This is a genomic window from Pyxidicoccus sp. MSG2, assembly GCF_026626705.1.
Lineage (GTDB): Bacteria > Myxococcota > Myxococcia > Myxococcales > Myxococcaceae > Myxococcus.
The window spans coordinates 7,680,798-7,694,410 of record NZ_JAPNKC010000001.1 but is presented as its reverse complement, the minus strand read 5'-3'; the positions used below and the strand labels follow the sequence as shown (position 1 = coordinate 7,694,410).

The 13,613-nt window shown below is 71.0% G+C and carries 10 protein-coding genes; 2 read left to right on the top strand and 8 right to left on the bottom strand.

What is annotated here, in order from left to right; genetic code table 11:
- Positions 1–12: 12 nt before the first annotated feature.
- Both OV427_RS30295 and OV427_RS30290 read right to left on the bottom strand, forming a co-directional pair.
- Positions 13–3,039 (bottom strand): type I polyketide synthase, encoded by a 3,027-nt coding sequence (locus OV427_RS30295; RefSeq protein WP_267859674.1) that lies wholly within the window; start codon positions 3,037–3,039, stop codon positions 13–15.
- Positions 3,036–8,114, bottom strand: coding sequence for a non-ribosomal peptide synthetase (locus tag OV427_RS30290; protein WP_267859673.1), 5,079 nt, complete (start codon positions 8,112–8,114; stop codon positions 3,036–3,038). Before OV427_RS30290 ends, OV427_RS30295 begins: the two co-directional genes overlap by 4 nt.
- Before the next feature lie 302 nt (positions 8,115–8,416).
- On the opposite strand from OV427_RS30290, the gene OV427_RS30285 reads away from it, so the two are divergent.
- Positions 8,417–8,593 (top strand): hypothetical protein, encoded by a 177-nt coding sequence (locus OV427_RS30285; RefSeq protein ID WP_267859672.1) that lies wholly within the window; start codon positions 8,417–8,419, stop codon positions 8,591–8,593.
- Positions 8,594–9,185: 592 nt separating this feature from the next.
- On the opposite strand, the gene OV427_RS30280 is transcribed toward OV427_RS30285, so the two are convergent.
- The 3 genes from OV427_RS30280 to OV427_RS30270 form a co-directional block, all read right to left on the bottom strand.
- Positions 9,186–9,593 (bottom strand): hypothetical protein, encoded by a 408-nt coding sequence (locus tag OV427_RS30280; protein ID WP_267859671.1) that lies wholly within the window; start codon positions 9,591–9,593, stop codon positions 9,186–9,188.
- Between the two features lie 141 nt (positions 9,594–9,734).
- The gene (locus OV427_RS30275) at positions 9,735–10,310 is read right to left on the bottom strand and encodes a hypothetical protein (protein ID WP_267859670.1); all 576 of its coding nucleotides are present in this window, start codon (positions 10,308–10,310) and stop codon (positions 9,735–9,737) included.
- Positions 10,311–10,316: 6 nt separating this feature from the next.
- Positions 10,317–10,715: a hypothetical protein gene (locus tag OV427_RS30270; RefSeq protein WP_267859669.1), complete on the bottom strand. Its 399-nt coding sequence runs from the start codon at positions 10,713–10,715 to the stop codon at positions 10,317–10,319.
- A 326-nt stretch (positions 10,716–11,041) separates the two neighbouring features.
- On the opposite strand from OV427_RS30270, the gene OV427_RS30265 reads away from it, so the two are divergent.
- Positions 11,042–11,473 carry a tenascin-X gene (locus OV427_RS30265; RefSeq protein ID WP_267859668.1) on the top strand — a complete coding sequence of 144 codons (432 nt, stop codon included), beginning with the start codon at positions 11,042–11,044 and terminating at the stop codon, positions 11,471–11,473.
- 53 nt (positions 11,474–11,526) lie between these two features.
- Here the strand turns inward: OV427_RS30265 and OV427_RS30260 are convergent, their stop codons facing one another.
- The 3 genes from OV427_RS30260 to OV427_RS30250 form a co-directional block, all read right to left on the bottom strand.
- Complete coding sequence (locus OV427_RS30260; RefSeq protein WP_267859667.1) at positions 11,527–12,309, bottom strand: hypothetical protein; 783 nt, start codon at positions 12,307–12,309, stop codon at positions 11,527–11,529.
- 118 nt (positions 12,310–12,427) lie between these two features.
- Positions 12,428–12,742 carry a hypothetical protein gene (locus tag OV427_RS30255; RefSeq protein WP_267859666.1) on the bottom strand — a complete coding sequence of 105 codons (315 nt, stop codon included), beginning with the start codon at positions 12,740–12,742 and terminating at the stop codon, positions 12,428–12,430.
- 214 nt (positions 12,743–12,956) lie between these two features.
- Positions 12,957–13,382 carry a hypothetical protein gene (locus OV427_RS30250; RefSeq protein ID WP_267859665.1) on the bottom strand — a complete coding sequence of 142 codons (426 nt, stop codon included), beginning with the start codon at positions 13,380–13,382 and terminating at the stop codon, positions 12,957–12,959.
- Positions 13,383–13,613 lie beyond the last annotated feature (231 nt).

Below are 13,613 nucleotides of genomic sequence, written 5' to 3'. Positions count from 1 at the left end.
GCAACGTCATGGTCATTTCGAGGACGGAGGTGAGGTCGGGCTGGCGGCGGACGAGGACTCCTCGATGAAGCGGGCCAGCCGGGCCACGGTGGGGGCGCGGAAGATGGCCTTCACCCGCAGGGGCGTGGAGACATGCGGGCGCAGCCGCGCGATGAGCTGCGCCGCCATCAGCGAGTCGCCCCCCTTCTCGAAGAAGTTGTCGTGGAGGCCGACGCGAGGCAGCCCCAGGACTTCCGCGAAGGCGGTGGCGATGTGGCGCACCGTCGGGTCCTCGGGAAGCGCTGGCCCGTCGGATGGGGACACGGAGGCCACGTCGCTCCGGGGCGCGCCGGGCACACTCCCCTCGCCTGCCTGCGCCACCACGAGAGCGGACGTGTCCGGCGCCTCGACGAGGTAGCGCTGGCGCTCGAAGGGGTACGTCGGCAGGGGCACCCGCCGGCGCCGCGCGCCCGCGTGCAGTCCCTGCCAGGCGAGCGGAACTCCCGCGGCCCACAGGCGCCCGGCCGCGGTGAGCGCGCTGACCCCGTCAGACGTGTCGTCCGCGGGGTGAGGGAGCGTGGCCACCGTGAGGTGCGTGCCCGCGCCGGGGTGCTGGCGCGCCAGCGTCGCCAGGGTCCGTCCGGGGCCCACCTCCAGGAGGATGCTGGCCGGGCCCGCGAGCAGCGTGCCCAGCGCATCACCGAAGCGGACGGTGTGGCGCAGGTGCGCGGCCCAGTACGCCGGGTCCACGGCCTGCTCCTCGGAGACGGCGGCGCCGGTGAGGTCGGAGACCCATGGAAGCTGGGGGGGACGCCGCTCGACGCGCTGGACGCAGGCGGTGAACGCGGCCAGTGACGGCTCGACGAGGTGCGAGTGCCCGGCGCCCGGGATGCGCAAGAGGCGCGACTCCACGCCGCGCGCCGCCAGCCGTGACTGGAGGGCCTCGATGTCCGCCACCGGGCCGGACACCGTGCACTGCGCGGGCCCGTTCACCGCCGCCAGGGAGAGCCCGGCCTGGAGCAGGGGTGCCAGCTCGGACTCGGGCAGCGGCACGGCCAGCATGGCGCCCGCGGGCAGGCTGGCGAGGATGCGCGAGCGCTCCAGGACCAGGTGCAGGGCATCCGCGAGGGAGAACACGCCGGCCACCGTGGCGGCGGCATAGGCCCCCAGGCTGTGTCCCACCACCGCGGCGGGCTTCACGCCCCAGCGCTTCCACAGCCGCGCCACCGCGTACTCGATGACGAAGACGGAGAGCTGACCGGTGACGAACTCCCCCATCCGCGCGGAGGCCCGCTCGAGCGCGGCCGCGTCCGCGGTCTCGGGATGGAGCACCGTTCGGAGGTCGAACCCCAGGAGGGGTGTCAGGTGCGCGCGGCACTCGTCCACGGCCTCGCGGAAGGCCGGCTGCGTGGCGTACAGCTCCCGGCCCATGCCCACGTGCTGGCCACCGTGGCCGGAGAACATGAACACCACCGGACGCTCCCCTGGCTCCAGCCGCGCGTCGCCCGGAGAGCCCTGCTGCTCCGCCAGCGCGAGGAGGACCTCGGGGGTGTCCTGGCCCACCGCGAACCACCGGTGCGCGTGCGCGGGGCGGCCCACCTGGAGCGTCCAGGCCACGTCGCCGAGGGAGACTTCCGGGTGCTGGCGCAGGTGATTGCCGAGCCGGTCCACGGCCCGGGCCAACGCGGCGGGGCCGTGGGCCGACAGCACCAGCAGTTGCGGGGTGCGCGAGCGCTCGGAGGCCAGCGGCGCGGGCGCCTCCTCCAGCACGGCGTGGGCATTGGTACCTCCGATGCCCAGCGAGCTGACGCCAGCCCGCCGTGGAAGGCCGCCGGTGTCCCAGTCCCGCAGCTGCGTATTCACACGGAAGGGGCCGTGCTCGAAATCTATCTCCGGGTTGGGCTGCTCGAAGTTCAGGCTGGGGGGCAGCTTCCGATGCTCCAACGCGAGGACCGTCTTGATGAAGCCAGCCACGCCCGCCGCCGCGTCCGTGTGGCCAATGTTCGTCTTCACCGAGCCCAGCCAGCAGAAGTGCCGCTGGCGGGTGCCGAAGGCCTTCGTCAGCGCGGCGAGCTCGATGGGGTCTCCCAGCCGCGTGCCGGTACCGTGGGCTTCGATGGAGGTGATGCTCCCGGGCGCCACCCCGGCGGCGCGCTGCGCGGTCTCGATGACGCGGGCCTGTCCCTCCACACTCGGCGCGGTGAAGCCAATCTTCCCTGCGGCGTCGTTGTTGATGGCCGAGCCCCGGAGGACGGCGCGAACGGTGTCCCCATCCGCCAGGGCGTCCGCGAGCCGCTTGAGCACCACGAGCCCGGCGCCATTGCTGCCCACGGTGCCCTGCGCGCGCGCGTCGAACGCACGGCAGCGGCCGTCCGGGGACAGCGGCCCGCCCTCGCTGTAGTGGCCGAACCGCGGCGGCACGTGCACCGACGCGCCTCCAGCCAGGGCGATGTCGCAGTCCCCCGCGAGCAGCGCCTGGGCGGCCAGGTGGATGGCGACCAGGGACGTGGAGCAGGCCGTCTGCACGGTGACGGCGGGGCCGCGCAGCCCGAGCTTGTAGGCCACCCGGCTGGTGAGGAAGTCCACGCCCGTGGCCAGCCGCAGCTGCCAGTCGCTGGCGCCCGCCAGCAGCTCCCTCCGGGCCCGGAGCGCGGACAGATAGGACGTCTCGCTCCCTCCAGCGTAGAGCCCGATGGCGCCGCGGTAGCGAGCAGGGTCATACCCCGCGTCCTCCAGCGCCTCCCGCGCGCACTCCAGGAACACCCGGTGCTGCGGGTCCAGCATGAGGGCTTCCAGGGGCGAGCAGCCGAAAGCCGCCGCGTCGAACCCGTCGGCGTCCGCCACGAGGCCGAAGGCGGGCACCTCCTCGCCCACGGCGCTCTCCCCGGGCGGCTGCTCGCGGGGGCGCCCGTCCGGGCCGAAGAAGGTGATGGACTCGACGCCGTCGGCCAGATTGGACCAGAACTCCTCCGCGTTGGCGGCGCCGGGAAACCGGCACGCCAGGCCCACCACCGCGACGTGCGCGGAGAGGTCCTCCTCCTGCTCCAGGGAGGCACTCATTCCGCTTCCTCCCGCGAGCTGTCCGACGCCAGCCGCTCCCTGCGGCCCAGCAGGCGCCCGCGCCCACTCCGCTGCTGCTGCTCGCGGTGCTCCAGCGCGGCGGCCGCCTCCCCACCATCGTCCTGACCCTGGAGATGCCCGGCGAGCGCCCGGACGGTGGGGAACTCGAACAGCTTCACCATGGGCACGTCGTGTCCCAGGCGGCTCTTCAGGAGGTGTTGCACCTGCGCCAGCAGCAGGGAGTGTCCGCCGAGGTCGAAGAAGTTGTCCTCCGCGCCCACCCGCTCCAGGCGCAGCGTCTCGCACCAGAGGCCGGCGAGCTGGCGCTCCAGCTCGCTCGCGAGCGGGGCCTGGGGCGCCTGCGTCACGGGGGCGGGCTCGGGCAGGGCCCGCTCATCCACCTTGCCGCTCTGGGTGAGCGGCAGCGCCCCCAGCTCCACGTAGGCGGAGGGAATCATGTAGGCCGGCAGCTCGCGGGCGAGGTGCTCGCGCAGCCGCGCCGGGGAAGGCACGGCCTGGCCGGCCCGGGGGACGAGATAGCCGACCAGCCGTGGCTCTCCGCCCGGGGCGCTCCATGCGCGGACGTGGGCCTCGGCGAGCCCCGGACACGTGCGCAGCAGCGCGGAGACCTCCGCCGGCTCCACCCGGAAGCCGCGAACCTTCACCTGCGCGTCCATGCGGCCCAGGAACTCGAGCGCACCGTCCGGCCGGGAGCAGACGCGGTCTCCGGTGCGGTACAGACGCGCGCCAGGGCGCGAGGAGTACGGGTCGGGGATGAAACACGCGGCGGTGAGGTCCGGGCGGTTCAGATAGCCCCGCGCCACCCCGGCGCCGCCGACGTACAGCTCTCCCGCGACGCCCGGGGGCACCGGCTGCAGCTCGGCATCCAGGACGTACGCCGTGGCCCCGTCGATGGGCTGACCGATGGCGGGCAGTGCCGCGTCCGAGCCAGCGGAAGGGACCTCGCAGGAGGTGGCCGTCACGGTGGTCTCGGTGGGGCCGTACTGGTTGAACAGCCGCCAGGGCAGCCCGGGGGCCGGACGCGCGTGGAGCCGGTCTCCGCCCGCGAGCACCGTGCGCAGCTCGCACGAAGCGGGCCATGGCAGGGCCAGCAGACGCTCGGCGAGCGCCGTGGGCAGGTCCGTGAAGGTGATGCGTTCGGAGAGGAGCCAAGCCTGGAGCCGCTCCGGGGACAGGCGCACGTCCTGTCCGGGGACGTGCAGCGTGGCGCCGGCCGTCAGCGCCGGCCAGACCTCCGCGGCGGACGGGTCGAAGGCAGGAGAGTAGAGGAGCGTGGTGCGGCTGTTCGCGTCCAGGCCGAAGGCGCGCCGGTGCCACCCGACGAGGTGGGCCAGCGAGCCGTGCTCCACCATCACCCCCTTGGGCCGGCCCGTGGAGCCGGAGGTGTACATGACGTAGGCCAACTGCCCGGGCCGCACGTCGGTGGGGAGGTCGCCGCGCGGCGTGCCGGGGGCGCGGAAGTCCTCGACGCACACCCGCTCCAGCGTGGCGGGGAGCCGCGCCCGGAGTGCCCTGCTGGTAACGACCTGGCGAACGCCGGCATCGGCGAGGATGAGCGCGAGCCGCTCCGCGGGGTGCTCCGGGTCCAGGGGCAGCCAGGCGGCGCCGGCCAGCATGACGCCCAGCTCGGCCGTCACCAGGTCGGCGCCGCGCGGCACGCAGATGCCGACGACCGCGTCCACGTCCGCGCCCCGCGGGCGGAGGTGCTCGGCCAGCAGCGTCGCGCGCCGGACGAGCTCCGAATAGGTGAGCGTCCCCGCCTCGTCGCGCACGGCCACCGCACCGGGCGTCCGCAGGGCCTGCGCCAGGACCTGGTGATGCACCGGGGGTTCGGAGGGAGGGCCGCTTCGCTCCACCAGGAGGGCATGGCGCTCCGCACCGGAGAGCATCGGCAGGCGCGACACCGGAGTGCCGGGGCTGGCCACCGCGGCCTCGAGCAGCCGCAGGAAGTGGGCGGACATCCGCTCCATCGTCGCGCGGTCGAAGAGGTCCCGGTTGTACTCCCAGATGAGCGAGATGCGGGCATCCCCGCGCGCCGGGTCACCCAGGTACCGCCCCGCATGGGGAATGGCGACGACGTCCAGGTCCACCTTCGAGGAGCCATTGCCACGCTCAAAGATGGTGGATGCGGCACCGCCGAGCTGGGGACTGGGCACGGCCGAATCGTGAAAGCTGAACATGGCCTGGACGAGCGGGTTGCGACTGGGGTCGCGCTTCACGCCCAGGGCCTCGACCAGCTTGAGGAAGGGATACGTCTGGTGTTCCGCCGCCGCCGCGGTGAGCTCGCGCACCTGGCGGACCAGGTCCCGGAACGACGGCGCGCCTGAGACGTCACATCGCAGGACGACGGCATTGACGAACATGCCGATGAGGTTCTCGACGTTCCGGATGCCTGCCCTGGCGGCGAAGGCCGAGCCGATGCACAGGTCCTGCTCCCCGGTGTAACGGTGCAGCAGCGTGGCGAAGGCGGCGAAGAGGGCGTTGAAGAGGGTGACGCCCTCCTGCTGGCAGAAGGTGCGCAAGGCGCCAGGGAGGGCGGGAGGAAGCTCCAGCCGGAGGAGGTCGCCGTTGAAGCTCTGCACGCGCGGCCGCGGGTGGTCGGTGCGCAGCGGCAGCACCTCGGGCGCGCCGGCCAGCCGCTCGCGCCAGAAGGCGAGCTGGGCCTTCATGGCCGGGGAGTCGAGCACCGAGCGCTGCCAGGCGGCGAAGTCGCGGTACTGCACCGGCAGCTCCGGCAGCGGCGATTCCTCTCCGCGCAGCCAGGCGTTGTAGAGCGCGTCCAGCTCCCGCATCAGCACGGAGAAGGACGCACCATCGTGGACGACGTGGTGCTCGACGAGGACGAGCTCATGCTCATCCGGAGCCAGGCGGATGGCGCTCCAGCGGACCAGCGGCGGCTCGAAGAGCGAGAGGGGCCGCCGCAGCTCCTCGCGGATGGCCTCCTCCCGCCGACGCTCCCGCTCGTCCCCGGGCAGCCCGCTCAGGTCGAGCAGGGGAACCCTCACCGGCGTCACCGGCAGGACGCGCTGCCACGGCCGGCCGTCGACCTCCTCGTACGTCGTCCGCAGCAGCTCGTGGCGCCGGGCAATCTCCGTCAGGGCGCGCTCGAGCACCGCCAGGTTCAGCCCGCCCAGCACGCGGAGGGTCGTCTGCGCCTGGTAGGAGATGCTGCCGGGGGACAGCTTCTGGAGGAACCAGACCTGCTCCTGCTGCACGGAGAGCGGCGCCCGCTGGGGGTCGGCCGCGCGGACCACGGCGGGCAGCACGTCCTTCGCGGGAGCGGTACACCGAGATTCCAGCACCTCAGCGAGCCGGGCGATGCACGGGTGGGCGAAGAGCTCCCGCAGTGACAGGGAGATGCGCAGCGCGTCCTCGATGCGGGTGGTGATTTGCGTGGCGAGCAGGGAGTGGCCTCCCAGCTCGAAGAAGTCGTCCTGGATGCCGACCTGCTCCAGGCGCAGCACCTCCTGCCACACCCGCGCGAGCCCGCGCTCCAGCTCCGTGCGGGGCGCGACGTACGCACGGCTCCGGGGCGCGTGGACTGCCGGAGCGGGGAGCGCCTGGAGGTCCACCTTGCCGTTGGGGCCGAGCGGAAGCGCGTCCACCACGACGAACGTCCGCGGCATCATGGCCTCGGGAAGCCAGGCCCGGAGGTGCTCGCGGAGCTGCTCCGTTCCGGGGACGGCGCGCGCATCCCTCGGCGCGAACCACGCCACGAAGGAGACGTCCCGGCCCTCCTCCAGAGCCTCCGTGCTCCGCGCCATGACGTGCGCGGCCCCCACGTGCGGATGGGTCAGCAGGGCGGCGGTAATCTCCGCGGGCTCGACGCGGATGCCGCGGACCTTCACCTGTCGGTCCGAGCGGCTGAGGAACTCGAGCGAGCCATCCGGCAACGCGCGGCCGAGGTCCCCCGAGCGATACAGGCGCTCACCGCCGGTGCGGGAGAAGGGGTTGGGGATGAAGCGCTCGGCGGTGAGGTCCGGCGCGCCCACGTACCCGCGAGCCAGGCCCGGACCTCCGATGAAGAGCTCCCCCGTCTCACCCGCCCCCACCGGCCGCAGCTCCGAATCCAGGAGGTAGAGCTCCGCTCCATCGATGGGACGGCCGATGGACGGCAGGCCCTCCTCGCGCGACTCCCCGCCGGGCGGGACGACGTCCGAGGTGCAGTAGATGGTGCACTCGGCGGGGCCATAGCCATTCACGAGCTGGAAGGGCAGCCCGGGCCTGGGGCGCAGGTGCAGCCGGTCTCCCCCGGTCAGCAACAGGCGCAGGGCACAGGCCTCTGGCCAGGGAAGCGGGAGCACACGCTCGGCGAGAGGGGTGGGCAGAAAGACGAAGGTGATGCCCCGGGCCAGCAGCCACTCCTGCAGCTTCCGGGGCGACAGGCGGGTCTCCTCGTCCACCGGGAGCTCCAGGCGCACGCCCGCGGCCAGCGAGGGCAGGATGGACATGACCGACGCGTCGAAGCCCAGCGAGGCAATCACCCCGACGCAATCCGCCGGCGACAGCGCGAACGTGCCGCAGTGGTACGCCGTGAAGGCGGACAGGGCGCGGTGGCTGATCATCACCCCCTTGGGCAGCCCCGTGGAGCCCGAGGTGTGGATGACGTAGGCGAGATGGTCCGGCAGGACGCGGATGCCCGGATTCACGGCTGAGAATGACGCGAGCTCCGGTCCCGAGGGAGAGAGGACCTGGGTGCCTTCCAACGCAAGCCGCGCCACCGCCGGCCCCGTGCCGATGACAGCCTTCACCCCCGCGGAAGCCACCATGTAGCGCAGGCGCTCGGGCGGGGTGGACGGCTCCAGCGGAAGCCAGGCCGCTCCCGCCTTGAGCACACCCAGGACGGCCACCACGAGCTCCGCGCTTCGCGGGAGGCAGACACCGACGATGGAATCCGGCCCGGCGCCCAGCGCGAGCAGCGCATGCGCCAGCCGGTTCGCCTGCGCGTTCAGCGCGGCATAGGTGAGGGAGTCGCCCGCGTGGCCTACCGCGACATGTGAGGGAAGTTCGGTCGCTCGTCGCTCGACGAGCTGGTGGACGAGGGGGGGCGACAAGAGTCCTCCGGCCGGCGCCGTACGTACGCGGAGTGCGGAGTGCCCGCACCGGCGGGTTGGAGCTATCAGCCAGGAGGCTTAGCAGCAGCCGCCAGGAAGCCCAAGCCCCCGCCCCTGCCCTCGTGGTCCCAAGGGCAGCACGGGCCCTCACCTGGCCCGGCTGCCCCTCGTCAGCAGCCCTTCTCGCTCCCTGCTGCACCGGCTGCATCGGCCCCCCTCATGGAAGGGCCCCATTCCCTCTACACCCGAGCCGCGCCTGGCATCAGCTTCAGCACGCGCCCGGCGTGGTCGTGTAGCAGCACTTGTTTCCCGTCGACGCGAAGCCGCACGAGGAGTTGCGGCAGAACTCCTCCTTCCAGCGAGTGCAGGCGCCCCCACTGCTGGACTTCATGTCCCGCCACTCGCACTTCGCGACGCACGAACCGCTGCAGATCGTCTGCCCGCCCCCGCAGCAGTACACCTGCTGCGAGCCGCTCTGACAGTACGTCGCGCCCGATACGGGACTGGTCGAACAGATCAGCCCCGAGCCACAGGTTGCGAGCTCGGCCTCGTCCGTCCCGATCTGCTCCGAGCCCTCCCCGGCCGTCACCTCGTCCAACACCTGCTCCGAGTCGGGCGCACAAGCCGCGAAGAGCACGGGGCCAGCCAACACAAGGCACGTCACTACGAGCTTCTTGAACATGTCTGTCACCTTTTCTCGATGAGCCCCGCAACAGCTCCAGGCGTCAGGCCCTGCTTGTCCGCTCGCCCGATGCGCGAGACACGCACCGATGCGAAGCGGGTCCTGAAGCTGGTGCGCCGGTTGCATTTGCAACGCGTATCCGGATTATCGTGAAGTCACTGGAAAAGGCGGAATTAAACCGAATTAAATCCGCGACCCACCGGCTTCCCCAGCGCGCTGGATTCGCGGCGCGCTCCACTCGACGACTGCGCCCGCGCCGTGCCAACTGCTGCGTCCGGTGAGCGGCACGCTCTGTCTGACAATACTTCAGCGCTTGTACCGAGCCGTGGATGAAGCCCGGAGCGAGGTCATCCTCTCCCCCGCCCCGGGCTTCAATTCCCCGCCCTACTCTAGAAGTTCGAGTAGTTCGAACCGTTCGACATGCGGAGGTAGGTGCACGTGCCGGCGGTGTTCCACGTCACGTAGAAGTAGCCGCGGCTGCTCAGGGCCAGGTTCCAGATGGAGGACACCGTGGCGTCCGGGATGCAGGTGTACGTGCTGGCGGCGGTAGAGCCCGCCACGGTGTACCGGGCGTAGAAGCTGCGCGTGCCGTCCTCATCCTCACGGAAGGACGCGTACGAGGTCGTCGTCGCATCCTCACGGAAGCCAATCATGTTGCCGTAGCAGTAACCCGAGCCATCGGTGTTCTGGTAGCAGGTGGCACTCTGCGACTCGAGGCCCGCGCTCGCGACGGAGGCAAGGCCGAGGGTGGCAAGCGCCACCACCGGGGTCAGCGACTTCAGGTGCAGGGACTTCATCGTCTTCTCCTTGATGGGGCCAGCGCATGGCTGCGCCCCGTATGGGGTTTCAGGTGGGTTGCTTCCAGGAGCGCATGACGCGTCCTCCCGGGGTGCTTCCGTCAGGCAGACACCTTCCTGCTCGGGGATGTCGGGCGGGCCCTAAGGCAGCCCTTCGGCATCGTCCGAGGGGGTGAGCCGGTTCTGGTTGATGGCGACGACAATCTTCCGGCGAAGCGCATCCGCTTCGGCCCGGCCGCCGAGCTGGGAGAGCTCGCGGCGGATTTCGCGGACGTCCTCGGCTGTCATGCGCCCGCTGGACACCATCCGCTCCACCAGCACGTCGGCCCGTGTCGCGGCCGCGTGCTGCTCTGGAGTCAGGGGCGGAGGTGGCGCTGGAGGCTCCGCGGGGTGCGGACCCGCGGCGAGCGCCCCGGACTGCTTCAGGAGGGTGGCCATCCGCGCGGCGATGGCATCCAGGTCCTCGGACGTGGGCCGTGCCGCGCCCGCCTCCAGGGACGGTGGAATTCCCGCCGCGCTGCCTCCCGCAGGCATGACGGGAGCCGGCGCCGGCAGCGCCCGGACGGCTCGGCGCAGTGACGCGACCTCGTCGGCCAGTTGCTGCATCCGCAGCTCCTGGGCCTGCTGTCCCTGGCTCACCGCGAGCCAGCTACCCACTCCGCATCCCAGGGCCACGACCAGGCCCGGGAGCCATCCACGCAGGGCATTGACAGACATGGCGGCTCAGAAGTTGGAGTACTGGCTGCCGTTGTTCAGGTACAGCGAATAACAGGCGCCCGACGCGTCCCAGTAGACGGTGAAGTACCCCTGGTGATTCATGGCCTTGGGCCACTGCACGGCCGTGGCCGCGTTCGGCGTGCACGAGAAGTACGTCGTCGTCGTGCCAGACGTATACGCCGCGTTGAAGTACTTGCTGCCGGAGTAGTACTGCGTGAAGTACGCGTACGTGTTGCTGCCGGAGTGGTTGCGGAAGCCGAGCAGGCTTCCATAGCAACCACCGGAGTTGTCCGTGTTCTTGTAGCAGTACGCCGACTCCGTCTTGTACCCGGCCAGCGCGGCGGGCGCCGCGACGAGCGCCGCCAGCGACACGACGGGAGTCCACGTCTTCAGGATTCGCTTCATTTCCAATCCCCCTTTGAGGAGTTCATGTGCTCGGGGAAAATCCCCGAACACGCGAATAAACGGGGGCGGACAAATACCTTCGGTGAAGTTCGATTCCGCTCCGGGTCATAGCGCACCGCGGCGCGTGCAGCGGCGGGAAGCAGTCACCCGCGCGCACACCCATTGCTGTTGTATCCCGACTGAAGACGACCTCCGGCCCTTCCGGCTCAATCCCTCCCATGGACCAGCCCCCTCAACAGCCCCCCATGCCTCCGATACCCATCTATGCCCGGAAGTGAAATCGTGACACGCTGTGGGTGACATCCTTCTCGAAGGAGCACGACACGATGATGCGATTCCTGATGACCCTGGTGGTGGGCCTGTGGGTGGGCGCGTGTGGCGGAGTGATGACGGGCGAGGAGCCCGTGGCGGAGGACACGCCGCTGGAGCAGGCGGACCAGGCGCTGCGCTGTGGCTTCTGCGGCGACAACTACTGCTGTCCCGGAGTCGAGTCGAGCGCCACCTGTCCGAACGACTGCGGACAGCCCTTCTGCGGCGATGGCGTCTGCAATACCAATGAGTCCAGCGCCACCTGCCCCAACGACTGCGGCGTCCTGCATGTCTGCGGCGACGGTGTCTGCAACGGGGGTGAGACGGGCGGCACCTGCCCCGCCGACTGCGGCGGTCAGCCGTACTGCGGCGACGGCGTCTGCAGCACCGGGGAGGGCAACATGAACTGCCCCGCCGACTGCCCCTGCGGACTGGGGAAGTGCTGGTAGACGCGCGGACCTGACCCGGTCCGCGGAGCTGCCGTGCCGCTTCAGGCGGCAGCTCAGCTCCCCGCTTGCTGGATGTCGGTGAGCAGCTCGCGCAGGGGCATGCCACGGATGCGGATGGTGCCCCGGTGCGGGCGGTCGAGGTCGACGATGAGCAGCAGGACGAGGGACAGCAGGACGCACAGCATCGCCATCAAGCTGAAGACCCGGATGCCCCGAAGCCCCCGCGCGTAGCCCATCATCAGCAGCGCAACCAGCGTGAAGATGACGAGCAGCTTGAACACGGGGATGGGGATGTGGTTGACGTCCGCGGCGCTGCGTGCGGCCCCCAAATCGATGACCGCGTTGACCGCCTGCACCGCGAGGGCGGTGGTCTCCGCGCGGGACTCCTGCATGGACGCATCCGCCACCTGTCTCCAGAGCGCGTCGAGCCACTGCTTCATCTGCGGAGTGGTGGTGAGAGCCTTCTCCTCGTCGAGCTGTTGAACGCGCGCCTCGATGTACGCGCGGAGTTGCTCGCGGGCCACGGTGCGCCGGGGCTCGGGCAACAGGTCGCAGCGCAGCCAGGCCGTCCCCAGTGCGTTCGCCTCCTCCACCACCAGGCTCCTGCGCTCGTCGTAGCGCGCCACCGCCATGCTGAAGGTGAAGGCTATCAGGAGCCCCAGCAGGGCGAGCACCGCTGACTCCACACTCCCCAGCTCGATGCTCTCTCGCTCAGCGCTCGCGCGCGCCACCCGGCGGCCGAGCCGGAAGCCGGCCTCGACTGTCAGCAGCATTGCCGGGAACAGGACCCCACCCAGCAGGAGCAGCGGCAACTCCAAAAGGAACTGGAGCAGCATCGACACCTCTCCCGGGTCGGGTGTGCGTTGCCTCGGCACTCTATCAGGCAGCCCTCCCCGCGCTTCCCGAGGCTCCCGAGGCTCCTGGTACTGGACACTCCAGCGCGTCGAGGCGGGCCTACGGGTGTCCCGGGCAGCCCTCCTCGGCAACCGGCCCGGCCCGGACTCTGGCAGCGAGAGCGCACACCTCGCGCTGACGGCCCGTCGCCCGTGCGGCCTCGAGGGCGAGCGTCAAGGCGCGGTCTGTCTGGCGGCCAGCGAGATTCTGCTGTGCCAGCACCCACGCTCGCTCCGCGTCGGCGCCGGGGCCGAGGTAGAACTCCGCGGCGTGCTCGGCGAAGGCCAGCAACGGCAAGGCGGTGTCGAGGTCGGCGAGCGCCGCGTAGGCGCCCGCGAGCGCGCTGCGCGACGCGAAGCCTGAGCGGTGGGCCACACCGGCTTCGAGCTGGGAGACCGCCTGCCCTCTGTCCGGGTGGGGAGGGAGCGACCTCACCGTCAGCACTCGCCACGCGAACGAGGAGACAGCCGCTAGAGCGCCGGTGCCGTGCCGGGGAGAGCGAGCACGCGCCTCCCACCTGGCGCCAGGGAGGCTGGCGCCAGCAGGCACCGACCGGGACCTCGCCCTCCACCCACCGCGGGTGCCCGGGCTACGGACTCGGAGGAGGCGGGGGCGTGGTCTGGTGCTGGCCTTGAAGCTTCTGCTCCAGTTCCTGAGCCTTGTCGCCGGTAAGGACTTCAATCTTGGAGGTCTTCTCGGCGCCAGTGGCCGGCTCGAAGGAGACCCGCACCGCGGTTCCCTCGGAGAGCTGGCTCAGATCCATCCGCTGACCCTCGCGCTCAATCTTGGTATTGGCGCCGACGTTGAACCAGGCGACAGGTTCTTTGGGATTGTTGGCGTCGGCCACGGCGACGTTGTTGCCCTCCACCTTCGTGACGAGGCCATCCCGGTGCTGGTAGACGCCAGGCACGGCGGCACCGACGTCCTTGCCCGCTTCCTTGGCACCCGCGCAACCGAAGCCGAACCCCAGCGCGCCCAGCGCACTGAGGAGCACCACTGTTTTTCGAGATTTCATGTCGTCCCAGCTCTTTTCGGGGGGCATCGTCTGGCCCTCGGCAAGCTGGGGTGCGGCGGAAGCAGGTTTCAATGGTGCCACCGGGAGGTGCGCGCCCAGACGGCCGGCCAGGGCACGACCTGGCTGACCTCGGTATGGCCGTTTGATAGGACACCCCGGACCGACGGACTGCTGGCACGACCGACAGCGATAGCGAGCCTCCACCGCCAGGGTTTCGCGGTGGGGGTATCC

Coding starts and splice junctions, on each gene's coding strand:
- OV427_RS30295 (WP_267859674.1), bottom strand. CDS start 3,039: ATGAGTGCCTCCCTGGAGCAGGAGGAGGACCTCTCCGCGCACGTCGCG.
- OV427_RS30280 (WP_267859671.1), bottom strand. CDS start 9,593: ATGAAGTCCCTGCACCTGAAGTCGCTGACCCCGGTGGTGGCGCTTGCC.
- OV427_RS30275 (WP_267859670.1), bottom strand. CDS start 10,310: ATGTCTGTCAATGCCCTGCGTGGATGGCTCCCGGGCCTGGTCGTGGCC.
- OV427_RS30270 (WP_267859669.1), bottom strand. CDS start 10,715: ATGAAGCGAATCCTGAAGACGTGGACTCCCGTCGTGTCGCTGGCGGCG.
- OV427_RS30265 (WP_267859668.1), top strand. CDS start 11,042: ATGATGCGATTCCTGATGACCCTGGTGGTGGGCCTGTGGGTGGGCGCG.
- OV427_RS30260 (WP_267859667.1), bottom strand. CDS start 12,309: ATGCTGCTCCAGTTCCTTTTGGAGTTGCCGCTGCTCCTGCTGGGTGGG.
- OV427_RS30250 (WP_267859665.1), bottom strand. CDS start 13,382: ATGAAATCTCGAAAAACAGTGGTGCTCCTCAGTGCGCTGGGCGCGCTG.